Genomic DNA, 24,272 nt, shown 5'->3' on the forward strand with positions numbered 1-24,272 from the left:
AAGCCAGCAAAAGCGCGTTGTTACCGGCGCAAGCGTCAGCAAAAAGCCCCGAAAAATCGGGGCTGGTAGATGGTTCAGGTGACGCGGCCTGCGATCCGCAACGCGGGGCTATGCCGCCTGCTGCTGCATCCAGACAATGCAGCGCTCGGCACCGAGCCCGGGCACCTGCAGCGGCTCGATGTTCAGCACCTGCACCGAGGCGGGCAACAGCGCCAGCTCATCGTCAGGCCGCTTGGCCTTCATCGCCAGCCAGATGCCATCGGCCTTCAAGGTCTGGGCCGACCAGGCGGTGAAGTCTTGCAAGGCGGCAAAGGCACGGCAGCTGACCACGTCGTACTGCTGGCTCAGCTGCTCGACGCGCGACTGGATGCCATGCAGGTTGCGCAGGCGCAGCGCGGCAGCCGCCTGCTGGATAAAGGCGACCTTCTTGCCCACGGTATCCACGCAGCTCACATCCAGCTGGGGCAGGCAGATGGCAAACACCACAGCGGGCAGACCGCCACCCGAGCCGACATCGAGCAGCTTGGGGGCTGGCAGGCCGGCCCCCTCCAGATGGCGCACCAGCGGCGGCACCGCCGCCAGGCTGTCGAGCAAATGGTGGGTCAGCATCTCCTGCGGGTCACGCACCGAGGTCAGGTTGTAGACCTTGTTCCACTTCTGCAGCAGATCCAGAAAAGCCATCAGCTGGGCAATTTGCTCATCGCTCAGCGACAGGCCCAGTTGTTGTACGCCGTCACGCAGTGGGGCTTCCAATGGTGCGCTCATGCAGTCGTTACCTCTTGTGCAGTGCTGAAGCCTTTGAAGCCACCTTTTTTCAGGTGGACCATCAGCAAGGAAATGGCAGCGGGCGTGACACCGGAAATACGCGATGCCTGGCCCAGGGTTTCGGGGCGGTGGGTCTGCAGCTTCTGGCGCACCTCAAACGACAGCGCTGTCACCTGCATATAGTCCAGCTCGGCGGGCAGGCGCAGTTTCTCGTAATGGGCTGCGCGCTCCACCTCATCCTTTTGGCGGTCGATATAGCCCGAGTACTTGGCACCGATCTCCACCTGTTCGACCACAGACTCGCTCAGTGCACCCAGTGTTTCACGTGAAACGTCGCTGGTCTGGTAGGCGCCTTCGTTCAGGCTCATCAAGGTGGCGTAGTCCACACCAGGGCGGCGCAGCAGATCGAACAGGTTGTACTCCCGCTCCATGGCCTTGCCCAGTACACGTTCGGCTTCTTGCGCAGCGACGATGCGTGGGTTCACCCAGGTGGCCTTGAGGCGTTCTGTTTCACGTGAAACAGCATCGCGCTTGCGGCTGAAGGCATCCCAGCGCGCATCGTCGACCAGGCCCATCTTGCGCCCCTCTTCCGTCAGGCGCATGTCGGCATTGTCTTCCCGCAGCTGCAGGCGGAACTCTGCCCGGCTGGTGAACATGCGGTAGGGCTCGGTCACCCCCTTGGTGATCAGGTCATCGACCAGCACGCCCAGGTAGGCTTCATCACGGCGCGGCGTCCAGGGGCCTTCGCCCCGGCATTGCAGTGCAGCGTTCAGTCCGGCAAACAGGCCTTGGGCTGCCGCTTCTTCGTAGCCGGTCGTGCCATTGATCTGGCCGGCAAAGAACAGGCCCTGGATCTGCTTGGTCTCAAAGCTGTTCTTCAAGGAGCGCGGGTCGAAGTAGTCGTACTCGATCGCATAGCCCGGGCGCAGGATGTGGGCGTTCTCCAGGCCCTTCATGCTGCGCACCAGTTCGTACTGCACGTCGAACGGCAGGCTGGTCGAGATGCCGTTGGGATAGTACTCGTGGGTGGTCAGGCCTTCGGGCTCCAGAAAGATCTGGTGGCTTTCCTTGTCGGCAAAGCGGTTGATCTTGTCTTCCACGCTTGGGCAGTAGCGCGGCCCTACCCCTTCGATCTTGCCGGTGAACATCGGGCTGCGGTCAAAGCCGCTGCGGATGATCTCGTGCGTGCGCGCATTGGTGTGGGTGATGTAGCAAGACATCTGCGCCGGGTGCATCTCTGCATTGCCCATGAAGCTGAACACCGGCAGCTGGCCTTCGTTGACGCCGCCGGGCATGCCGTCGCCCGGCTGGGTTTCGCACTGGCTAAAGTCGATCGAGCGGCCATCGATGCGCGGCGGGGTGCCGGTCTTCAGGCGCCCCTGGGGCAGCTTCAGCTCTTTGAGACGCGCCGACAGGCTGACCGCTGGCGGATCACCGGCACGGCCGGCGGCATAGTGGTTCAGGCCCACATGGATCTTGCCGTCCAAAAAGGTGCCCGCCGTCAGCACCACGGTGCGGCTGCGAAAACGGATACCCACCTGGGTGACGGCGCCCACCACGCGGTCGCCCTCCACCATCAGGTCATCGACCGCTTGCTGGAACAACCAGAGGTTGGGCTGGTTCTCCAGTGTCTCGCGGATTGCTGCCTTGTACAGGATGCGGTCGGCCTGGGCACGGGTGGCGCGCACGGCCGGGCCCTTGGAGCTGTTGAGGATGCGGAACTGGATGCCACCCTTGTCGGTGGCCAGCGCCATGGCGCCGCCCAGTGCATCCACTTCCTTGACGAGATGGCCTTTGCCAATGCCGCCAATGCTGGGGTTGCAGCTCATCTGGCCCAGGGTTTCAATATTGTGGGTCAGCAGCAGCGTCTTGCTGCCCATGCGGGCAGCGGCCAGCGCTGCCTCGGTGCCGGCATGGCCGCCACCGACAACGATGACATCAAATTCTTGCGGATAGGTATAGGGGGTTTGGCTCATACGGCCTCGTTCCAGGGCTCGCAAGGCAGCTGCCTTGCATGCAGTCATGCCCTTCTGCAGCCCTTTGACAGAATGGCGAATAGTCGGTTTTGCCCGCTATTTTAATGACTTGGGGGTTTACACGCGGTCAGCCGTGTTATTGCGCCGCAGCCACCTGGCTGCAAAGCTTTGTCAAAAGAGATAGCATGGTTTGGCTTTCACCTTTCACTGGAGATTTGTTGATGAAGCTGTATTTCTCTCCCGGCGCCTGTTCGCTGTCGCCCCATATCGCCCTGCTGGAAGCCGGTCTGCCTTTCACCCTGGAGATGGCCAGCACCAAGACCCACCAGCTCAAGGACGGCACCGACTTCTACACGATCAACCCGCTGGGCTATGTGCCGGTGCTGGAGCTGGACAATGGCCAGCGCCTGCGTGAAGGCCCGGCCATCGTGCAGTACATCGCCGACCAGGCGCCCGCCTCCAAGCTGGCTCCCGCCAACGGCACCTTCGAGCGCTACCAGCTGCAAGAGTGGCTGGGCTTTATCGGCACCGAGATCCACAAGGGCTTCTCGCCGCTGTTCAACCCCAATATGCCCGACACCGTCAAGGACATGGCCCGTGGACAAGTGCTTAAGCGCCTGACCTGGGTGGATGCGCAGCTGGCCGGCAAGGAATTCCTGATGGGCGCGGACTTTAGCGTGGCGGACGCCTACCTGTTCACCGTCTGCGGCTGGAGCAAGTTTGTCGGAGTCGACATCAGCGGCCTGCAGAACCTGGCTGGTTTCCTGCAGCGCGTGGGCGCCCGTCCTTCGGTGCAGAAGGCCATCGCGGACGAAAAGCAGTAAGCGCAGCTTCGGCCCAGGAATGCTGTTTCACGTGAAACACATCCGGGCCGGTGCAGTTCTGATGGCTTGTTCCTGGCGAAAGACCCTGCTCTTGACCTTCACACCGTGTCAGCTTTCAAGATCAGGCCATCAACCACAGGAAAAGGAAACTCTGATGCAAAACACCTTCCAAGTCCAAGGCATGACCTGCGGCCACTGCGAGCGTGCCGTCACCCAGGCTGTGCAGCAGCTCGACGCCCAGGCCAAGGTAGCGATCGACCGCGCCCAAGGCAAGGTGGTGGTCGAGTCCAGCCAGCCCGCTGACAAAATCGCAGCGGCCATTGCGGCCGAAGGCTACCAGGTCCAATAAGCATGGCCAGCCCGTCACGCAAGCCTGCCGCTGAGCAGTCCATCGCCTGGCCGGTGTCCATCAGCCAGGCAGCCCAGCTGGCGGGTATTTCTGCGCGCATGGCGCGCCACTATGAGTCGCTGAACCTGCTGCCCCATGTGCACCGCACCGACAGCGGCTACCGGCTGTATACCCAGTCGGATGTGCATACGCTCTCCTTCATCCGCCGCAGCCGCGATCTGGGCTTCTCGATGGAGGAGATCGAGAACCTGCTCAATCTCTGGCACGACAAGCAGCGCGCCAGCAGCTCGGTCAAAGAGATTGCGCAAAAGCATATTGGCGCCTTGCGCGAGCGCATTGCCGCGATGAAGGCGATGGAGCGCTCGCTACAGGCGCTGGTGCACAGCTGCCACGGCGACCAGCGCCCGGACTGCCCTATTCTGGACAGCCTGTCCGACCCGCATGCCGACCCTGACGCAGCCAGCTGCTGCAAGCACTAAAGCCCTGTCCAAGCATTGCACAGGCATAAAAAACGCGCTCCTGGGAGCGCGTTGTCGTTTCTGCGGTTGGCCCAGATCAGAAAGGGCTGGAGTCCGGATCCTGGTCCACCGGTGCCGATTTGGGGCCGGTCTGCATACCGCCAGGCTTGCCAGACGCCTGGAATGGCTTGGCAGCACCTACCCCCTGGCTGATCGGCTTGGCGGGCGCAGCAGCCCCTTCCAAGGCCGCTGCGGCGGGTTTGTCGCCCCGGTCGGGCAGCTGGCCCAGTTCGGTGCGGCCTTCGCCGCCCAGCGCCTGGATCAGATCCGGAATCAGCTGGCTGAACTCCCCGGTGGCAATGGCCACATCGGCATCAAAGCCGCCATCCTCACTGGCCCCTTCCATCACCACATCGAGCAAGGCCACCTTCTTGAGCTGCAGGCCCTCGGTCAGCACAAAGCTGACCCGGTCATCCCAGGTCAGCGCCAGCTTGGTGGGCAGCTTGCCCTGGTCGATATGCTCGCGGATCTCGTCGATGCCCAGCGGATGGCGGGCATAGCGCACCACGGCCTTGGATTCATCGGCGCTCTTGAGCTCGCACTCCTGGTCAATGCTAAAGCCCGCCGGCGCGTCGTAGCTGTGCAGCCAGGCAGACATCGCCCCCTGGGGGCTATTCTGGGTGTCGATCAGTGCCACGGCAAAGCCGGGCGATGCCTCCACCAGCATCGTGATCACTTCGTCGGCACGGCCCTGGCTGCTGGTGTCCAGCACCAGGAGGCGCGCCTGCGGATCAATCCAGATCCACAGCCCGCCCTGCTTGGTAAAGGCCATTGGCAGCAGATCGAGCTTGCACTCGTCCTTGAGCTCCTGCTTTTCCTTCTTGCCGGGTTTGCGGCCTTCCTGGGCTTCGATATGGGCGAGCTTTTCATCCACCTTGCGGTTGAGCACGCTGGCGGGCAGCATCTTGCTCTCGCTCATCAGCCGCAAGATCCACTGGCCTCCTACCGACTCGACCATCGCGCCGTGCTCCTCGCCGCGCGGAGGCACCCAACCGGTGGATTTTTCCTGGGTGGCACCGCACTGCTCAAACTGCTGCTTGGCCAAGGCCGTATCCAGCGCGACCAAATCCGGCTGCCAGGTTTCGGAGATGCGGTAAAAAATCATGTTCTTGAACATGCCATTCCTTTGTTCTGGGGGGCTGCAGTCTTGCGCAGCAGCCCTTTAAAAAACACAAGCGGCCCTGGTGTGCCGCACTGATCTGCTGTCCATTGTGCCGCGAATCGGGCCCGCCCCAGAGCGATGCAGCGGGCAAAAAGCCGGGGTTTGGACTTGTTGACCCAGGGGGCCAGCAATACACACAATCCCCAGCCCAACAACCAAAATTGCTAATTCTTTACACAGCCATACCGGCCAGTGACGGGGCTATTACATGGCAGGCGGACACTGCAGACATCGCACAAGACATCACAACCCGGAAAGGAACCACCATGTCTCTCTTGCAACGCAGCGCCATCGTGACCGCCATGCTGGCCAGCCTGTCGGTTTCCAGCTTTGCCCAAACCCCGGCTGCCCCCGCAGCAGCCCCCACCACACAAAGCGCCCCCGCCCCAGCCAAGAAGGCCCATGGCCCCGAAGCACGCGAGGCCCACATGGCCAAACGCATGCAGGCACTCAAGGCCTCGCTCAAGCTCAATGCCAGCCAGGAAGCCGGCTGGACCAGCTACATGGCAGCGGTCAAGCCCCAGCGCCCAGCGCCGGGCGACCGCCCTGAGCGCCCCGACTTTGCCAAGATGACCACGCCGGAGCGCATTGACGCGATGGCCGCCATGCATGCCAAACACCAGGCGGCAATGGACCAGCGCAACCAGGCCACCAAGGCTTTCTATGCCAGCTTGACGCCTGAGCAGCAAAAGACCTTTGATGCAGAAACCTTGAAGATGCATGAGCGCCGCGGACGCGGCCCGGACGGCAAGGGCCCGCATGGCCAGCGCCATCAAGGCCCAAATCCGAAACAGACTGTTCCGCCGATGGACAGTAAATAAGGCCGGAGCGCTCCTGCGCCCTTGGATCGCTCTCTCCATCCCCTCCTGCGCAGCCTCACACGCTGCGCTTTTTTGTGTCCGTCAATGTCCTTGGCGGCGTCAGCGGTTGCATACAGACAACATCCTGCTTTTGCTGACAGAAGTGCCTGTAGTCCAGGTGTAACATTATTTAATGCAATACCGCCCTCTCCTCTCCGCTCTCGGCTTGTGCGCGCTGACTGTCTGGAGTGCCTCTGCCCAAGCGCAGTTTGCCGACAAGCGCAACAGCCCCACCCTGTACTTGCAAGCAGGGGTTGCCGAGCGTGATGCACGCAGCGTCACCATTGGCTCCACGATCCCGATGGACTGGAAGACCTATTGGTGGGGCCATGCAGTCACCGCCCACTGGGACATGAGCCTGTCCGCCTGGAACTCCGACCGCATGGAGCAAGAAGGCAGCCGCACCATTGCGGTGGTGGGCCTCGTGCCCACGATGCGCTTTCACAGCAAGAGCCAGTACCCCTGGTTTGTTGAAGCGGGCCTGGGCGGTTATGTCTCCAGCAAGCTCTACGAAAGCCGCGACAAGCGCTTCTCGACCGCCTTCAATTTTGGCACCCATATCGGTGTGGGCTACTTCACCGGCATGCGCCGCGAGAATGAATGGTCGGTTCGTCTGGAGCATCTGTCCAACGCCTCGATCAAGCGCCCCAACCCTGGCGAGAACTTTGTGCAGCTGCGCTACGCGCGCCACTTCTGATCGCCCCATAACCCCCCTCTTCCCCTTCATACCGCCGTCTGGCGGTATTTTTTTGCCTGTATGAGGGGTTATGGGCTGGATGCGCCGTTCGGGGCTCTAGACAGCCTTAGCGGCGCTTGAGAGGCTGGCAGAGTGGAATGAGGTACAGGCCAGAGGTGCTGCGGCAAGGAACCATGCTAGAGACTGTATAAAAACACAGCTATGGCGAATGAGGGCCCAGGTCCTTGATCCATTGCGCAACCAAAGCGTGCTGAAGACACCATGGCTGTAGAAAGCTCACACGGCCATGCACGGCCCGCAGAGACGGTTTAAGCCATCCTTGGCCCCAACCACTCCCAACCCTCCTCCGCCCTCTCTACCCAGCTCCAGTCAAAGCCTGGGCAGCCTCCAGCAGCTTGGTGGACGGATCTGCAGGGCCGGCCTGGCAATCCGCTGTGATGCGTTCCCTACTGCGCAGCGACACCGAGATGGCAGCGGCACCAATCAATACCGCCTTCTCATCCGGCCATATGCCTGCAAAGCGGCATCCGCACTCGCCACGCCTATCCAAAAGTATAGCGAACACCTATGCAAGGCTGTGCATTTGCGCACAGGGACCCTCTCTGTGTGATCGAGCTCGGGGTCAGAGCAACAGCGCTGCCACCAAGTACTCCAAGGTCTGAGATGCCCTCGTCCATAGGGGAGAAGGATTCTGAGGTGATGTGCTGCGTATTTTGAGAGCTGCTCTGCCCCGCTCCCTTCTTGCAAAACGCCTTGACATTTCACAGTCTGAAAAATTTCAACATATGAAACTTTGCCGAGCTTGCCTTTGGTTTTTCTTTTATTTTCTTTAAAAGAATAGTAGATAGTAGTAGAAGGGCCCCACCATCTGTGGATAAGTGCATTAAGACCAGAACATTCAATTGCTTGAAATTTTTCTAACCATGTTGATGGTACCCCTCCATGGTTGTCACTGCAAAGTGGATAAGTAGAACTCGTGGGATATTTCTGTGGATAAGTTGATTTGTGCGTCTTCATTATCCACAGTCATTCTGCAGGCTTGAATTTGAATCAAGCTATTGATAAATAATGAATTATCCACAAATACCCGGCCATCAGCACAAAATGGCCGTGCGGATTGCGTTGCTGTGCGTAGGAAAGCCTGCCACGCAAATATTGCCCACAGGGCCTAGGCAGGAATCCGCTTCTTTAGCTGTCTGAACTATTTGCCATCAAAGCTGTGGATAAGTTTTTTATGCTTATAAAACAAATAGCTGCCTTGCTATTGCACTGTGTACACGGGGCGCTATTTCCGGTGCATGCTAGTAGTGCAAGTTCTCCATTTGGTGTTTGTCTGTGGATAACTAAGGAGTTATTGTTGGTTTGTTCCTAATGTTACCCACAGATCTTTTGGGGTGTGCTACGTCGTGTCTGGATCAGAGGACGAGATGGGCGGGTGTCGATTCGGGACAATGTTGAATAAAAACAATGTCTTGTAGATGCCTAAAGGACAGGCTGGGCATGCATAGCCATATGCCAGGCGCCGGCTTTTAAGCAAAACCCACGTTTGCCAGGCCAAAAAATCTGCATGTGCAAAACCAGCGCTGCAGCCTCATCTGCGCTGGCATCTGTACGACCCACACCCCACCATGCCGGCCGCAGCCGTCCGAGCTGTTCTTGCCTGTGGACATCCCGCTTGCATGGGCGTCGGGGCCTCGCGCTGGGTTCGCTATCCAGCGTTAAAACTTGCCGCGCTCGCTGGTTGTCAGCATGGTTGCACTCCGATCTCTAGCCCGGTAAGCGTCTTTTACGCTCCGGCTTTTCCAGTTGATCCAACGACGCAGTCAACGGTATTTGCCAGGCCCACCAGGCTTGGCGCGGTCGGCGTGCTTTCCGAAGGGTGGTGGGCGTAGATTCCTGGGCTGTTCACGCAATGCCTTGGCTCGACCGGCTATGGCGAACGCCATGGGTAGCCAATAAGCAAATCCGGGGCGGGCCTTCCGATATCAGAGCGAAGCGACAGATGGTGCTGGGTCAATTTCTGCCATTGGCCCAGTGCCTGGCTTCTGGTGTGGCGATGGGGACCTGCGGCATTTCAAACGAAACGGAACCACGGCTTTGACCCGCCATCCAGAAAGCCAAAATTCCAATTTGAATAATTCAAATAAACTGAAATTAGAAGCGACTCAATTCAAATCACCAGCAATGAAAGAGTGTAGAGCTGTATGGATAAATGCTGATTTTTTATGCAAAATGGATAAAGAGCCACCATGTCTTTTCAACAAGTTATCCTTTATGCACTTGTGCATAATTTTCCATATCATGATAAATTTCACGATATGAGAGTTCGTGTCTTGAGAGTTATGCACATTGCGGCATAAACAGCCTCCCTCTACGATGGCGCAAATTTGTGGATAAGTAAAGGACTTATGCGGTAAAACGACAGACACCTGCTTGTGCTGAACTTATCCACAATTCCACCCAATTGGAGATCTGCGGCATGCATTGTGGATAAGTTGGCCTATGCATCGTCTGGTTATTCACAAAAAAAAGGCTGTTTGTTGTTTGAAACAAGTCATTTGCATATTTATGCACAGGGAAGCACGAATAACACTCAGCCATAGACTTGCTTAAAAAATAGGCGAGAATAGCTAGAAATTTGTGGAAAAATTTGTGCATAAGTCTCTATGGATGTTGAGACCTCTCGTGCCAGCAATGCGGAATGATTGCTGAAAATTGCTAGCTATTTGGTGATATATGGAGCAGATATCGCTAGGTTGACGCGATGAAGTCCCTTGAGAATGACGGTTGGAAAAAGTGCATGGATCTGTGGATATCTTTCTGCCAACGGAAAAAGGCAGAGAAATTTGTCACATGTGCATAACTTGTGCACGAATCCATCGATTGAACGCATGAAGATATCCACTGGTTTTTGAACACCTGATCGTCCGGTCTGCGCGGGGCATTCCGCGGATTTGAATGCCCGCCATTCCGCATTGGCTTGTGCGCGGCCGGGCGTTCAAGCTTGTTGCAGCTCTGTGGGCGGTGTGGAACGGCGGAGGGCCGTTGGAGGAGGGCGGGTACCAGCAGCGGGGGACGCAGGCGCTGTTCTATGTCTGCCTTGCGTTCTGCCCTGGGTTTTGTGCAAGCGCAGCGATGCGCGCTGAAGCGTGATAAGAGTCGCTAACACGACCCAGCAAACCGAAGGTTTGCGGTTGAGACTAGGCGCCAAGCCGCAGGCAGTACAGACGTACGACAAGGCTTGGTAACGACGTATCAAGGGTTGTGTTGGCGACTCTAAGTGCCCCTGCCCTGGCGGCTGGGCGCTGGATGCAGATTGCGGGGCATGCGCAGCACGGGCGCTTACCCAGCCAGCCCGGCGCTGATTGCGTGTCCGTCTGGTTTGCGGCTGCCTCTCGCGAACGGGTGCGCTGCAGCTGCCTACAGCGCGTCTCCCGCGCTGCAAACCACGCATCTGCTGGGACAAAGGCCGTGAAAACAGCAAGCCTCAGACGCAAAAAAGCACCGCCAGGCGGTGCTTTGCTCAGGAGGATGGGCGGATTTGGCCCGTCTCAGCGCTTAGGCTTCGACATCCTCGTCGGTGCCCGTGCGAATGGTTTCGCGGTTGCTCTTGTCGCGCATCTTGGCGATGTCGGTGTCCAAAGCACGGTGCAGTTTTTCCAGTGCTGCGTTGAAGGCTTCGGCGACCTTTTCGGCCTCGGCGTTGACGGCCAAAGGTTGGCGGCCGGTGGCACGTGTTTCCATCACACAGCGCTTGCCTTTGCCGCCGTTTTTCAGGGCGTCCACATCGGTGAGGTAAACCTCCACCCGGGTCACATATTCGCGGAAGCGCGAAAGCTTGTTTTGTACCTCGGTTTGTGCCCATTGGGAGAGGGATTCTCCGCCTTGAACATTGTCACCAGCGTGCACTTGAACTTGCATGGATGTGCTCCTTTCTCGAACATGCTGGGCGGCAGCCCAGCTATAGCAACCGGATGCAGCGAAGGCCATCGCCTTGCGGCACCTTGTTGATCACATCCTAACTCGCAAAACTGCAACAAAGCCTGCGACATGGTCAATATGCGTAAAAGCCCTGAGAAAGATCAAGCGTCCTACAGCCGGCTGGGTGCGCACTCGGACGGCGGGGCAGGGCGGCGGTTGGCTTGAAACGCGGCAAGCCATCCCCATTGGCCGGTCATCGCAGCCGCGCAGTGCGAGGCCTAGGCTGCTGCAAATTTTGCAGCGGACAAGCGATACAGCACATGGGCGCGCAAGGGGTGGCCTTCCGGCAGGTTAGGGTGCTCAAAGTCCCCCGCCTGGTCGCGCTCCATGCCCAGGCGCTGCATCAGCGCTTGCGATGGCAGGTTGCTGGTGGTGGTGAAGGCGACGATTTCAGCCAGCTGCAACTGGCCAAAGCCTACGGCGAGCGCTGCCTGCGCGGCCTCGGTGGCCAGGCCCTGGTGCCAGGCATGGCGTGCCAGCCGCCACATGATTTCGACGCAGGGAGAAAAAGGCAGCTCGGCCTGGGGCACATGCAGACCGACGATGCCGATAAATTGCTGGTCCTCCAGCCACTCCACCGCCCAGACGCCCCAGCCGCGCTCGGCCATCAGCGCTTCGCAGCGGTCGGCCATCGCGTCGCTCTGCGCCCGCGTCAGCGGCGCGGGAAAGTAGCGCATCACCTCGGGGTCCGCCGTCATCTTGGCAAAGGCCTCCCTGTCCTGAGGCTGCCATTGGCGCAGCTGCAGGCGGGCGGTTCGGGGCTCGATCAGGGTGGTCATGGGGTAGCAGCTCCAATGAAAAAGCGGCCTGCACGCAAGGCCTTTGCGTGAGCCGCTGGGGTGATCAATAACGCCAAGAGGGCCGTGCACTGCACCGGCCCGCTGCGCGGCAGTATCAATGGTGGTGGCCGTGCGCGCCATGCACATGGCGGTGGGCAATCTCTTCTTCGCTGGCCGCGCGCACATCGACGACCTTGCCGCTAAAGCGCAGCGCCAGGCCGGCGAGCGGGTGGTTGCCATCCAGATGCACTTCCGGGCCCTTGATCTTCTTGACGTAGAAGGCCTGGGGCTCGCCGCGGTCATTGGCGCCGCGCAGCTGGCCGCCCACCTTCACGCCCGGTGGGAATTCGCTCTTGGGGATCACGCGCACGAGGCTCTCGTCGCGCACGCCAAAGGCATCTTCCACCGCCAGATCCACGCTGGTGCTAAAGCCCACGGCCTGGCCTTCAAACGCAGCTTCCACCTTGGGGAAGATGTTTTCATAGCCGCCATGCAGGTAGGCGAGGTTGCCGCTGTCCAGCGGTTTGCCTTGCGCATCGGTCACCTTGTATTGGATGGTGACGGCGCAGTCTTTGGTGATGTTCATGGTCTTGTTCGAAGAGTCTGCCAAAAACGCAAGTGTAGAGGTTCGCACCCGCGGGCCGCCTGGCGCACGTGGATGGCAGGGGCAGCGCCAAGGGTTTGGTAATTGTCATGCAAACGGCTTGCTCTCCTACGGCAGCATGCTGCAGCGCAGCGCGAGACTGGCTATTTGTGACCGCTTTTCCGGTCGAAAGGATGAAGAAATGGTTCAGCAACTCGCAGGCAAGGTGGCCTATGTAACGGGCGCCGCCAGTGGCATTGGCAAGGCCATTGCCGATCTGTATGCGCAGCAGGGCGCCAAGGTGGTGATCGCCGATCTGAAGCAGGAAGCAGCCGAGGCGGCGGCCCAGGATATTGCCAGCAAGGGCGGCACAGCGATGGGCCTTGCTGTTGATGTGACGCAGGAAGACCAGGTCGACGCCTCCGTCGAAGCTGCTGTCAAGGCCTATGGCGGCATCGATATCCTGGTGAGCAACGCCGGCATCCAGATCGTCAAGCCGGTGCAGGACTTTACGTTGCAGGAGTGGCAAAAAATGCTGGCCATCCAGCTCGATGGCGCCTTTCTCACCACCCGCGCCTGCATCAAGCACATGTATGCGCAGGGCCGTGGCGGCAGCATCATCTACACCGGCTCGGTGCATTCCAAGGAAGCCTCCAAGCTCAAGGCGCCCTATGTGACGGCCAAGCATGGCCTCGAAGGCCTGGCCAAGGTCGTGGCCAAGGAAGGCGGCCCGCAAGGTGTGCGCGCCAATGTGATCTGCCCCGGTTATGTGCGCACGCCCCTGGTGGACAAGCAGATCCCCGAGCAGGCCAAGGAGCTGGGCATCAGCGAGGCCGATGTGATCAAGAACGTGATGCTTAAGGATACCGTCGACGGCGAATTCACCACCGTGGACGATGTGGCACGCGTGGCACTGTTCTTTGCGGCATTCCCGACCAATGCGCTGACGGGGCAATCGATGATTGTGAGCCACGGCTGGTTTATGGAGTGATGCCCGCCTGCCCCGCGCCTGCCTACGGGGGCGTATTGCTGGGGTGACAAGACCTGCAGGCAATATCCTTCTGCAACTTGCCGTTTAATGCTGCCAAAACGCTCGAAATTCGGTTTATCCAATTTCTATAGCTTTTGGCCGCCCCCTACATTTGTTACATGGGTTGCAGTCTGCTTTGCACAGCCGACAGGCGGGGAAACTGCTGCTGCCCGACAATGGCGCCTTGGCCAAGGCAGCGGTGCGGACAGCGCGCTGCCGGCCCAGGCTTTGCAGACTTCTTCCATGGCGATCCCCCTTCTCTCCGGTTTGATGAACACCTTGCGCCGCGCAGCGGGCGCCTTGCCCGGGCTGGCGCGGCGGCTGCGCCCCTGGCTGGCCGCGCGCAGCAAAAAGCAATGGCTGCTGGCAGTCGCGGCCTTGCCGGTGCTGCTGCTGCTCTATGTGCTGCTGCTGATTCCGCTCACCCCCTCGATCGGCGATATCCAGAAAAACAAGGTCGAGGCTCCCACCCAGCTGCTGTCGGCCGATGGCAAGGTGCTGGCGCAGTACAAACGCTCCAACCGCGAATGGGTGGCGCTCAAGGACATCTCGCCCAACGTCATCAACGCACTGATCGCGACCGAAGACCACCGCTTTTATGAGCATGGCGCGCTCGATTGGCGCCGCACCTTTGGCTCGGTGCTGCACACGGCGATGGGCCGGCCCCAGGGCGGCTCCACCATCACCCAGCAGTTGGCGCGCAATATGTTCCCCGAGGAAATCGGCCGCGCCCGCTCGCTCAACCGCAAGCTCAAGGAGGCCGTGACCGCCTACAAGATCGAATCGGCCTACACCAAGGACGAGATCCTGGAGACCTACCTCAACACCGTGCCCTTTCTCTACAACGCCTTTGGCATCGAGATGGCCGCACGCACCTACTTTGACAAGCCCGCCCAGAAGCTGAGCGTGCTCGAGGCCGCCACCCTGGTCGGCATGCTCAAGGGCACCAGCTACTACAACCCCGTGCAAAACCCCGAGCGGGCCCAGCAGCGCCGCAACACCGTGCTGGCGCAGATGAACAAGCACGGCAAGCTCAGCGACCAGGATTTTGAGACCCTCAAAAAACGCGGCATCAAGCTGGATTTTGAGCGCCAGGACGAGGCCGTGGGCATGGCGCCGCATTTTGCGCAGGCGCTGCGCAAGTGGCTGATCGAATGGGCCGATGCCAACGACTACAACATCTATGCCGATGGCCTGGTGGTGCAGACCACCATCGACTCGCGCGTGCAGCAATGGGCCAACCAGGCCGTGGTGCGCCAGGGCCGGCAGCTGCAGGTGACCGCCAATGGCCTGTGGAGCAACCGCAACCAATGGACCGCCAAGAACCCGCTGGTGCAAAGCTTTGTGCGCGAAAGCGCCGTCTACCGCCAGGCCGTGGCCGATGGCCAGGACAAGGACGAAGCGTTGCAGCGCCTGCTGGCCGATGCCGACTTCATGGCCAACCTGCGCCAGGACAAGGTGCGCGTGCAAGTGGGCTTTATGGCCATGGACCCGCGCAACGCCCATGTGCTGGCCTGGGTCGGTAGCCGCGACTTTGCCATCGACCCGTTTGACCATGTCTCGCAAGCGCGCCGCCAGCCCGGCTCCACCTTCAAGCCCTTTGTCTATGGCGCAGCGCTGCAGGATGGCGCGCTGCCCACCGACCAGCTGATGGACGAGGCCGTGCGCATTCCGCTGGGCGGCGGGCAGTTCTGGCGCCCCACCGATGGCGGCCCGCCCTCCGACCAACCGATGACCCTGGCCGATGGCCTGGCCTATTCCAAGAACACCATCACCGCCCAGGTGATGGCCAAGGTGGGGCCCGCCAAGGTGGCCAAGCTGGCGCGGGCGCTGGGTGTGCGTGACAGCAAGCTCGAAGATGTGATGTCGCTGGCGCTGGGCACCAGCCCGGTCACCTTACAAGAGATGGTGACCGCCTATTCCACCCTGGCCAATGGCGGCGGCTACCGCGCACCGGTCATGGTCACCCGCATTACTGACCGCGAGGGCAAGGTGCTGGCCGAGTTTGAGCCACCCGCGCCAGAGCTGGCACTGGACAGCGGCGTGACCTATGGCCTGATCGACATGATGCGCGGCGTCATCACCAAGGGCACGGGCCGGGGTGTGGCGCGCTATGGTGTCAGCGGCGACTGGGTGGGCAAGACCGGCACCACGCAAGACAATGCCGATGGCTGGTTCATGCTGGCGCACCCGGACTGGGTGGGCGGCGCCTGGGTCGGCTTCAACGACAGCCGCGTGCAGCTGAACGACTACTGGGGCCAGGGCGCCCACAGTGCACTGCCTGTTGTGGCCGAGGTGGCCGCCGCATCGCAGCGCGCCAAGCTGGTGCAGGCACAGGCCCGCTTCGAGATGCCCGCCGAGAACAACACCTTTGTGCAGCGCCTGCGCAGCTGGATGCTGGGCTTTGGCGACAACAAGCAACCGGTCGATCCGTTTGAGCAGCCGCCTGCGATGCAGCCGCTGCCCGATCGCGGCAACCCCGGTGATGCGCCCGTCATCGACGACCCCGAAGCCCGGCCCATCGGCCAGGGCGGCGCAGGCCCGCGCGGCCCGAGTGGCGACGGCGACTTCCCCGGATTTCAGAACATCCCCCCTGCCACCCAACAGCCGCAGATGCCTGCGCAGCGCCCGGCCGATCCGAGCCAGCCGCAACCGGGTGTCGTGGTGCCTGGTGCGCCCTCCAACCCTGCGCCGTCCAACCCGGCACCGGCCAGTGCCTCTCCTGCCCCGGCCTTCCCCGGTAGCGCCAGCGCGCCGCAGGGCCAGCCCTCGGGCAACCCGCCGCCGATTGAGCGCGGTGTGGTCGTCTCGCCGGTGTCATCTGGTACCGTGGGCCAGCCCGTGCCTACGGCCGATGGCGGCATGGTCTGGCGCCGGGCGACGCCGTCTGGCACGGCTGCGCCGCAATCCGGCAATGCAGGCATTGCCGCCAGCGAGGTCAACTGACCGGGCAGCCTATTTTTTCATCAACTATCAGGAGGATGTTCATGGTCTTCAACCACCGCCGCCAGCCCCGCTGGCTATGGATGCGCGCCGCTTGCCTGGGCGCTGCCATATTGGTATCGACAGCCGCAATGGCCGTGGACAACCCCGATGCCCCCGACCGCCTGGCCGCGTTTGAGCAGCGCATACAGCCGCTGGAGGCCGCCATCGGCAACCAGAACACGACGGCAGACATGCTGCGCGCCAGCAGCGCCTATGCCAAGCAGCTTGATGTGGAGCTGAACCAGACCTACCGCGCGCTGATGGCCAAGGTGGGCGCCACCGGCGCGCAAAAGCTGCGCGCCGCGCAGCGCAACTGGCTGAGCTTTATGACCAGCGAGGCCGCCTTTATCGACGGCACCTGGAACGCCCAGGACTTTGGCAGCGCCTCAGCGCTGTCGCGCAGCGAGTACCGCAACAGCCTGACCAAGGCACGCATCGTCCAGCTGCTGGGCTATCTGCGCGCCTATCCTGAATAATGGATGTGTGCGGTCACTCTTCAATGACTTCATGCACGCCGGAGCTGCCACGCTTCCAGTAGGCCGCTGCCTTGGTCCATTTGGGGTGGGCGCCATGCTCGGCAATCAGCGCTGCACGCAGCGCCTTGGCGGCCGTCGATTCCAGCGCCACCCAGTTGTAGTAATCGCCGGCTGGCGCATCAATCTGGCGCAAAGCCGCTAGCAGCCGCTCGGCATCGCCGGCCGGCTGGCCCTGGCGGTGCACCCAGTGCACCTGCAGATCCGCAGCGCTCTCCAGCGCTTGCTCGTCGGCCGCATCATTCACTTCCACCACCACCACCGCCTGGGTGCCGGCAGGCAGCTCACGCAGGCGGCGCGTGATCGCTGGCAGCGCCGCATCATCACCAATCAGCAGGTGCCCATCAAACGCTGTGGGCACGATAAAGGAGCCGCGTGGCCCCGCAATCCCCAGCGCATGCCCGCTGGCCGCCTGCAGCGCCCAGGCTGTTGCCGGGCCGGCCTCATGCACCGCAAAGTCAATCGCCAAGGTCTGCGCCTGCGCATCGTAAGAGTGGGGCGTGTAGTCCCGCATCGCCTCGCGCATCGCCGGCGGCAGGCCTTCGCTGCCGGGCGGTGGCAACTGCAGCTCGCCATTGGCATCCGGAAACAGCAGCTTCACATGGTCATCAAAGCCCAGGCTGCTAAATCCCGCCAGGTCGGCACCCTGCAAACGGATGCGCAGCATATGCGGCGTCAGCTGCTCCACCGACTCCACCGTGGTACGGCGCAGCTTGATCTCATGGCGTGCCCGCTCAGGCGCACGCGCAGCCAACAGCTCGGGGGAAGGGGAAGTGGGAAGGCTCAGTTGCAAGGGCATGGTGTGTTCAATCCGTGTCTAAGATATATCTTTTATCTTAAATGAGAACCATTCCTGCGGCTAGGGCGGGGTGGCAATCCCTGGTTCGGGTGTGGCTATGGCGGGGGTGGGGTTGTCAAATGGGGGAGGGTGTGCGCAAAGAGCGGAACGAGCCGGCAGTGATGCGATGGTTTCAGATGGGCTCGGACGCGTTGCCTGGACGTGCACCCTGAGTGCACGGTTTCAATGGCTTGATCTTGGAAAAGGGATGACTGCAAACGACCCAAAGCGGGCATTCGACAGGCGAGATGACTGCTCGACAGTGATCATTGTCGGATGCGTCGCGGCTGGCTCGTTCAGTGAAGCCAGCCATTTCGAGTGGTACAGCAAACTTCGCACCAGGTATGGTTAAGGTGCTTGACTAGGAAGGCAATTAGATCTTACGAGCGCGACGCCGACGGCTGATCACATCAGGGGTGCACACCCGTCTCCACACAGCGCTTACCGGGTCAGTTGTCGCGTTCGTCGTCTCGCACAAGCATACGGTCCATCAAGTCGATCAGCTTATCGCGATCGGCCGAGTCCCATTGCGCGAAATGAGCCTCCATCCAACGACGACGCACCAGATGGATCTTCTCCATCATTTTTTGCCCCTCGGTGCTCAAGATGAGATGGCGAGACCGTTGATCTTTGGGGTCGCTTACTCGGACAAGCAGGCCCAGCTTTTCTAACTTCACGATCTGGCGACTGACGGTTGAATGGTCGCGTCCGACAAGATTGGCCAACTCTGCAACGTTAGTGTTCTTGCATATCGAAACACGCGACAGCAAGGGAAAGAGCGCACGATCAAGCTTTACTCCGGACAAGTCGAGTAGGCGTGTGTCTACATCAAACCTACTCACGAGGTCAGAGATTGTGATCAAGGAACGGTGGAGGCGATCTGTCCAGTGCATATGGATGTATTTTGCATGCTTTTATTGACACCCGATAGCCACATGGCTACATTATTTGCATGCAAAATACACACATATGAAGGATTGAATGACTCAAATTCTCATCATCGGCGCAGGCCCAACAGGGTTGACTCTCGCCATCGAACTACTACGTCGCAATGTCGAGGTCCGCATCGTCGATGTAGCCAATGAATATTTCAAAGGTTCGCGAGGGAAGGGCATTCAGCCTCGATCGCTCGAAATGCTCGACTTCATGGGTATCGCTGACGAAGTGATGGCGAGCGGTACGCTCTATCCATACATCAAGCTTCATCTCGGGCCTTTCGGGATAAAGGCATGGTCACTCGGCACTCGTCACGCCGCGACGGAAGATCGACCATTTCCTAACTTGATCATGTTGGAGCAGTGGCGGACAGAGGAGATTCTGCGAGCCAAGGTAGCTTCTTTGGGGGGTAAGGTGGAATTGGGTGCAGGCATCAAAGCGCTTCATCAGAATGAGAAACACGTAACAGTTACTCTGACCAACGGAGAGGCTGTGGTTGCAGACTACGTTGCTGCCTGCGATGGTGGGCGCAGCACGACGCGTGGACTGTTGGGCCTTAGGTTGATAGGAGCGTCCGTGGATGAAGGAGTCAGTGTCGTCGCCGATGTCGAGATGCCGGACCTCGACCGGAAGTTTTGGCATGCATACCCGCTTCGCAGGGGCGGGATGCATTCGTTGGCCCCACTCCCCGGTGGTCAGCTATTCCAACTGCAGGCCCCAGCGGCGATTGCCGCTGATAGCCTGGAGCGTGGCATCCAGCGCCTGACAGGAAAGAGGGTAAATCGTGTCGTGTGGCAATCAAACTACCGCCATCAGACCCGTATGCTCGATCAGTATCGTGTCGGGCGGGTCTTGATTGCAGGGGATGCAGCCCATGTCCATCCGCCGTCGGGAGGGCAAGGTCTCAATACCGGATTGCAAGACGCCTGCAATCTTGGATGGAAGCTGGTCTCTGCGATCAGGACCGGGGACGCGTCCATTCTGGACAGCTATGAAGCAGAGCGCTTGCCAGTTGCGGCATCTGTCCTTGACATGACTAAAGCGCTACACACCAGTGTGTCGAAATCTCGGGGCGATCGTACCAACCAGCTAGGACTCAGCTACAACGATGGCCGGTTGTCAACAGGCGTGACTGTAGGTGACCTCAAACCTGGAGATCGCGTTCCCGACCAGCGGCTGGCGGATGGTTCTCGCTTGTTCGAAACTATGCGTCATGGCGGGGCTACGCAACTCATGCGCCCCGATCTCAACCATGTTCTCATCCGTCCGGATGGGTACGTTGCTGAAGTAACTGCAAAATCTGTTCGCAGTTACCACGGGCATGAGGTTGTTCAGGTTGAAGCTGCTCGCGAAAAGCAACCAATACCTAAGGAGTCATGATTGTCATCCGGCGCCTGCTATCCAGCTCAAGCCGGCGTCAGTTTGTCTAAGTGAAACACCCTGAAGTTGCCAGACGCCTGCGACCGGATCTGGCCGGTTGGCAACTGTCGCTGTTCGACCCATCGGCGACATTCCAGCCCGGAGATTGGACGACGCGATAGCGTACTCTCGGTGCTGGTCTGAACAAAACCGGCGGCGTCCCGAGATTCTTTGAATACTTTGCTCGTCGGGTGTTCACCACTGGCTGCTCTTGGTCCTCCGGCTCTCTCTCGACCTGTCAGAATGGGGGCGTTTAAGGAGCAAGACAGTGAAGTGGATCACCGCGTTCGACTTGAATCAATGGGCGGCCCGTACGACGGCCAGGCTCGCTTTTCCATCCTTAGTCGCCGATCTGATCCGGGCCTCGGCTGACGACATCAACGGATTTCGTTTTCCAAACGGAGAGATGGGTCAGATTCCGGGCCTTGATGGTGACCTGGACGTCGATGACGCCATGCTGCCGTATGTGCCTGCAGGTCGTTCCGTCTGGGAGTTCGGCACGAACGCAGATGCCATATCGAAAGTAGAAGACGACTACAAAAAGCGGACTCGCCAGTTTTCTCCTGAGCAGCGCGCCGAGTTGACGTTCGTCTTCGTGACGCCACGGTCGTGGAAGAACGGCCTCAAGAAGATCTGCGAGTGGGTCGACGAGAAGATGGCAGTCGCAGAGTGGAAAGATGTCCGGCTTATCGATGGCGCCCAGCTTGAACATTGGCTCGAGATGCACCCTGGGGTCGCTGCTCACTGGGCGCGCAAGGAACTCCAGCTCACGCCGAGCATTGGCGCGCGAAGCACCGACGAGTTCTGGCAGCAATTCTCGAGTCGGTTCGATCCACCGCTCACCGAAGACGTCGTACTTTGCGCGCGTCAGCTGCAGGCCGAGAAGTTGGTGAATGCTCTCCTGCGAGGCGAGTCCAAGGTATTCCTCGCCGCGGACTCGTCCGACGAAGTCATTGCCTTCGCCGTTGCCGCGATTCGACGTGCCGACGCTGCAAAGCGTTCATACCTGGAGGCGCGCGCGATCATCGTTGATACCGCCGAGTCTGCCACGCAGCTCGCCTTCAACGAAGGTCTCATCTTCCTTCCTCGCGGATCAGCCCGAAACGAGGTGGGCATGTTGGCGATCAAGGGGCCGACTGTCGTCAGCGCCGGTGCTGACGAGCCCCGCGGCAAGTTCGACATCTTAGAGCGACCGTCGACACTTGCCATGGGGCAAGCGCTGATGACCATGGGAATAGAACAGGACGCAGCCATGGATCTCGCTCGCAAGTGCAACCGCAGCATCGCTGTTCTGGCTCGCCGGATTCCGAGCGGGTCGCCTGGCAAGCCGGAATGGATTGGCGATACAGAAGAACTGATTCCGGCGCTGCTGGCTGGGGGCTGGGACACCGCCCACATGTCGGACAAGGCAGTCCTTCAAAAGCTTGCGCGGAAGGATTCCTACGACGCCGTCGAGAAGCCGTTGCGGACACTTCGAAAGTTGACCGACCCACCAATCGACCGGGAGGACAGTGTCTGGAAGGTGAGAGCCCCGGTGGACGCGTTCACCTATATCGGTGAGCACCTGGGGGAAGACGATCTCAGGGCCCTCGCCGAGATGGCAACTGAGGTCTTCGGCGAGATCATCGCGCCCCCGAAGCCTGGTGAGCTCTTTAAGCAGAGCAGCCAGCGTACTCAGACGTACAGCACTTGGCTTAGAGACGGGCTCGCCACCACACTGCTGCACATCGCTGTGCTGAGTGACCTCGTTGACCTCAAGATTCCGGGTAAGACTCCTCAACAGTTCGTCAGTGAAATCGTTCGGAAACTCCCCGGGCTTCACTCCGACTGGCGTCTCATGGCCAGCTTGCGCGACAACCTGACGTATCTGGCGGAGGCAGCCCCCGATTCTTTTCTGGACGCCCTTGAGCAGCTGCTTGAGGGCGACGCCACCGGTATTCACACGATTTTTTCAGAGGGCGACGACTTTCTGTCGCCAACGAGCCCTCACGTGGGCGTCCTTTGGGGACTGGAGCTCCTCGCCTGGGACCCGGCTAACCTACTGCGCGTGAGCGAGGTGCTCGCCCGCCTGGCCTCAGTGGATCCCGGCGGGAAGCTCCAGAATCGCCCGGTGAATTCTCTACGGGACATCTTCCTAGCTTGGTCGCCGAGTACGAACGCAACGGCCAAGCAACGTCATGCTGTTCTGGTGAGCATCGTTCGTGACTTCCCCGACATCTCGTGGGAGCTGCTGGTGAAGCTTTTGCCGGGCAGCAGCACTCACACATTCTCGGGGCAGAAGCCGCTGTTTCGTGAAGCGGGTGGCTCTAATGTCGAGGAACTTACCTACGGTGTCGTGTGGGGAAGCCAGAACGACGTGGTAAAGCTTTCCATCGAGCAAGTCGGAGACGACGCCACCCGATTGGCGACGCTTATCGGCCAGCTGAACAAAGTTCCACAGGAGTCTTTCAACGCCATCGTCCAGGCTGTCACCAGCTTCCTCGACGGCAAGTCTGACACAGACGGCTACGAGGTGTGGAAGGCGCTCAAGCGAGAGGTTGATCACAATCGAACGTATCAAGACACTGATTGGGCGTTGAGGAGCGAGTCCATCGACAAGCTCGATGCCGTCGTGAAGCGTTTCGAGCCCAAGGACCCACTTCATCTCAATACCCACCTGTTCGACGACTGGATGCCTTACATCGAGGGTGTTCGGGACGGCGACGACAAAGCGGTCGATGCGGCGCGTGAGCGGGCTGTAAACGCCGTCATGAGCTTCGGCGGCGTAGCGGCCGTGGTGGAGCTAGCACAGAAGGTGAAGGTTCCGTATCTCATCACGCCAGCGCTGGAGAAGGTCTTGATAAGCCTCGATGACAGCAAAGAGTTCGTTTTCCGGGCGACCGCAGTAGGAACGCCCGACCTTATCAATCTCGCTTCCTCCGTATCAGGGTGGCGGCTTGAGAGCGCCCTCGATGCCTGGCGCCAGATCCTCATTGACACCGCCGAGGAGAAGGGATGGCCACCAAGAATGCTGGCGCAACTGCTCCTTAACCTTCCCGATGGCGTCAGTTCTTGGGCGCTCGTCGATGGCTTTGGAAGCGAGGTGGCTGCAGCCTACTGGGGTCAGAAGCATTCGTTTGGCCTCAAGGGCTCGGTTGAGGAGTTGAAGTATGCACTAGAGCGTTACATCGCTGCGGGGCGGGCCATTGCCGCGATGGCTGCGGCGCACGGTCGGCTGGACGACGTCGACACCGCAACGTTGCTCGAGATCCTCGAGCAGGCCATCCCTGAGATCAACAATGCGCCCCCCCAGAACACAACGATGACGACGTACTATGTTGAGGCCGTGTTCAAGGCGCTGGACGGTCGCTCGGACGTCACGGACGAGCAGATTGCGGCAAAGGAACACGCCTACCTGCCGCTGCTCGACGAGCGAAAGAAACCACTCAAGCTGCACCGCTTAATCCTTCAACAGCCACAGTGGTTTGTGGACATCATCAAGCTCGTCTTCAAGCCTGCTTCAGGTGAAGCGCCCGAGCTTAGCGAGCTTGACCGGCGTCGCGCGTCCTCAGCTTACCGGCTGCTGAGCAGCATCAAGATTGCGCCTGGGCAAACGGGGAACGACGTGGACGAGAGTCAGGCCACCACGTGGAGCCTCGAAGTTCAGAAACTCGTCGCTGCGGCGGATCGGCTTCGAATAGGCGAACAGTACATAGGCCACGTGCTTGCTCATTCGCCGATGGATCCGGTCGATGGAGGATGGCCTCATCGCGCTATACGGGCGGTCATTGAGAAGGTCGCGAGCGAGGACGTGGAGATCGGCGTTCGCATGGGGCGGCAAAATATGCGCGGCGCGTTCACGAAGTCAATCGGCGAGGGCGGCGGTCAGGAACGCGCTTACGCGGAAACGACACGAAAGTGGGCGGAGCTCGCTTCAGGATACCCGCGGACCATGGCAATGCTGTTCGACCTAGCCAAGAGCTGGGAGGCTTATGCCGATCACGAAGATATCCGTGCAGCGAAAGACAAGCTTAGGGACTGAGCGTCAGATGCCCGCG

General features: G+C 60.2%; 18 protein-coding genes. 10 read left to right on the plus strand and 8 right to left on the minus strand.

Going from position 1 to position 24,272, the window contains the following annotated elements; all coding sequences use genetic code 11:
* Positions 1–108: 108 nt before the first annotated feature.
* On the minus strand, positions 109–765 hold the full coding sequence (gene rsmG, locus WH367_RS15060) for a 16S rRNA (guanine(527)-N(7))-methyltransferase RsmG (protein WP_339536701.1): 657 nt from the start codon (positions 763–765) through the stop codon (positions 109–111).
* Positions 762–2,741, minus strand: coding sequence for a tRNA uridine-5-carboxymethylaminomethyl(34) synthesis enzyme MnmG (gene mnmG, locus WH367_RS15065; protein ID WP_339536702.1), 1,980 nt, complete (start codon positions 2,739–2,741; stop codon positions 762–764). The genes rsmG and mnmG overlap by 4 nt, the downstream gene beginning before the upstream one ends.
* 221 nt (positions 2,742–2,962) lie before the next feature.
* Here mnmG and gstA point away from each other — a divergent pair, with 221 nt between their 5' ends.
* The 3 genes from gstA (at position 2,963) to cueR (ending at position 4,393) form a co-directional block, all read left to right on the plus strand.
* Positions 2,963–3,565, plus strand: a complete 603-nt coding sequence (gstA, locus tag WH367_RS15070; RefSeq protein WP_339516962.1) for a glutathione transferase GstA — start codon at positions 2,963–2,965, stop codon at positions 3,563–3,565.
* Between the two features lie 154 nt (positions 3,566–3,719).
* Complete coding sequence (locus WH367_RS15075; protein WP_021027169.1) at positions 3,720–3,914, plus strand: heavy-metal-associated domain-containing protein; 195 nt, start codon at positions 3,720–3,722, stop codon at positions 3,912–3,914.
* 2 nt (positions 3,915–3,916) lie between these two features.
* On the plus strand, positions 3,917–4,393 hold the full coding sequence (cueR, locus tag WH367_RS15080) for a Cu(I)-responsive transcriptional regulator (protein ID WP_339516965.1): 477 nt from the start codon (positions 3,917–3,919) through the stop codon (positions 4,391–4,393).
* 76 nt (positions 4,394–4,469) lie between these two features.
* On the opposite strand, the gene WH367_RS15085 is transcribed toward cueR, so the two are convergent.
* Positions 4,470–5,549 carry a recombination-associated protein RdgC gene (locus WH367_RS15085; protein WP_312987204.1) on the minus strand — a complete coding sequence of 360 codons (1,080 nt, stop codon included), beginning with the start codon at positions 5,547–5,549 and terminating at the stop codon, positions 4,470–4,472.
* A 311-nt stretch (positions 5,550–5,860) separates the two neighbouring features.
* Between WH367_RS15085 and WH367_RS15090 the strand changes: the two genes are divergently transcribed.
* A complete protein-coding gene (locus WH367_RS15090; RefSeq protein WP_339536703.1) occupies positions 5,861–6,415 on the plus strand; it encodes a Spy/CpxP family protein refolding chaperone in 555 nt (184 codons plus the stop codon).
* Between the two features lie 172 nt (positions 6,416–6,587).
* On the plus strand, positions 6,588–7,151 hold the full coding sequence (locus tag WH367_RS15095; RefSeq protein ID WP_339536704.1) for an acyloxyacyl hydrolase: 564 nt from the start codon (positions 6,588–6,590) through the stop codon (positions 7,149–7,151).
* A gap of 3,558 nt (positions 7,152–10,709) precedes the next feature.
* On the opposite strand, the gene WH367_RS15100 is transcribed toward WH367_RS15095, so the two are convergent.
* The 3 genes from WH367_RS15100 to WH367_RS15110 form a co-directional block, all read right to left on the minus strand.
* The gene (locus tag WH367_RS15100) at positions 10,710–11,072 is read right to left on the minus strand and encodes an HPF/RaiA family ribosome-associated protein (protein ID WP_021027174.1); all 363 of its coding nucleotides are present in this window, start codon (positions 11,070–11,072) and stop codon (positions 10,710–10,712) included.
* A 278-nt stretch (positions 11,073–11,350) separates the two neighbouring features.
* Complete coding sequence (locus tag WH367_RS15105) at positions 11,351–11,911, minus strand: GNAT family N-acetyltransferase (protein ID WP_339536705.1); 561 nt, start codon at positions 11,909–11,911, stop codon at positions 11,351–11,353.
* Between the two features lie 115 nt (positions 11,912–12,026).
* A complete protein-coding gene (locus WH367_RS15110; protein ID WP_021027176.1) occupies positions 12,027–12,497 on the minus strand; it encodes an FKBP-type peptidyl-prolyl cis-trans isomerase in 471 nt (156 codons plus the stop codon).
* A gap of 199 nt (positions 12,498–12,696) precedes the next feature.
* Between WH367_RS15110 and WH367_RS15115 the strand changes: the two genes are divergently transcribed.
* From WH367_RS15115 to WH367_RS15125, 3 genes are all read left to right on the plus strand, one after another.
* Positions 12,697–13,485 (plus strand): 3-hydroxybutyrate dehydrogenase, encoded by a 789-nt coding sequence (locus WH367_RS15115; RefSeq protein WP_021027177.1) that lies wholly within the window; start codon positions 12,697–12,699, stop codon positions 13,483–13,485.
* Positions 13,486–13,794: 309 nt separating this feature from the next.
* Complete coding sequence (locus WH367_RS15120; protein ID WP_445228120.1) at positions 13,795–16,470, plus strand: transglycosylase domain-containing protein; 2,676 nt, start codon at positions 13,795–13,797, stop codon at positions 16,468–16,470.
* 41 nt (positions 16,471–16,511) lie between these two features.
* The gene (locus WH367_RS15125) at positions 16,512–16,985 is read left to right on the plus strand and encodes a lysozyme inhibitor LprI family protein (RefSeq protein ID WP_339536707.1); all 474 of its coding nucleotides are present in this window, start codon (positions 16,512–16,514) and stop codon (positions 16,983–16,985) included.
* Positions 16,986–16,998: 13 nt separating this feature from the next.
* Here WH367_RS15125 and WH367_RS15130 read toward each other — a convergent pair whose 3' ends face one another.
* On the minus strand, positions 16,999–17,841 hold the full coding sequence (locus tag WH367_RS15130; RefSeq protein WP_339536708.1) for a siderophore-interacting protein: 843 nt from the start codon (positions 17,839–17,841) through the stop codon (positions 16,999–17,001).
* A gap of 488 nt (positions 17,842–18,329) precedes the next feature.
* Complete coding sequence (locus tag WH367_RS15135) at positions 18,330–18,686, minus strand: MarR family winged helix-turn-helix transcriptional regulator (RefSeq protein ID WP_339536709.1); 357 nt, start codon at positions 18,684–18,686, stop codon at positions 18,330–18,332.
* A gap of 175 nt (positions 18,687–18,861) precedes the next feature.
* On the opposite strand from WH367_RS15135, the gene WH367_RS15140 reads away from it, so the two are divergent.
* On the plus strand, positions 18,862–20,196 hold the full coding sequence (locus WH367_RS15140; RefSeq protein WP_339536710.1) for an FAD-dependent monooxygenase: 1,335 nt from the start codon (positions 18,862–18,864) through the stop codon (positions 20,194–20,196).
* A gap of 307 nt (positions 20,197–20,503) precedes the next feature.
* Positions 20,504–24,256, plus strand: a complete 3,753-nt coding sequence (locus tag WH367_RS15145) for a hypothetical protein (RefSeq protein ID WP_339536711.1) — start codon at positions 20,504–20,506, stop codon at positions 24,254–24,256.
* Positions 24,257–24,272 lie beyond the last annotated feature (16 nt).

Origin of the sequence: Comamonas sp. MYb21, from assembly GCF_037479395.1 — a bacterium.
Classification (GTDB): Bacteria; Pseudomonadota; Gammaproteobacteria; order Burkholderiales; family Burkholderiaceae_C; genus Comamonas.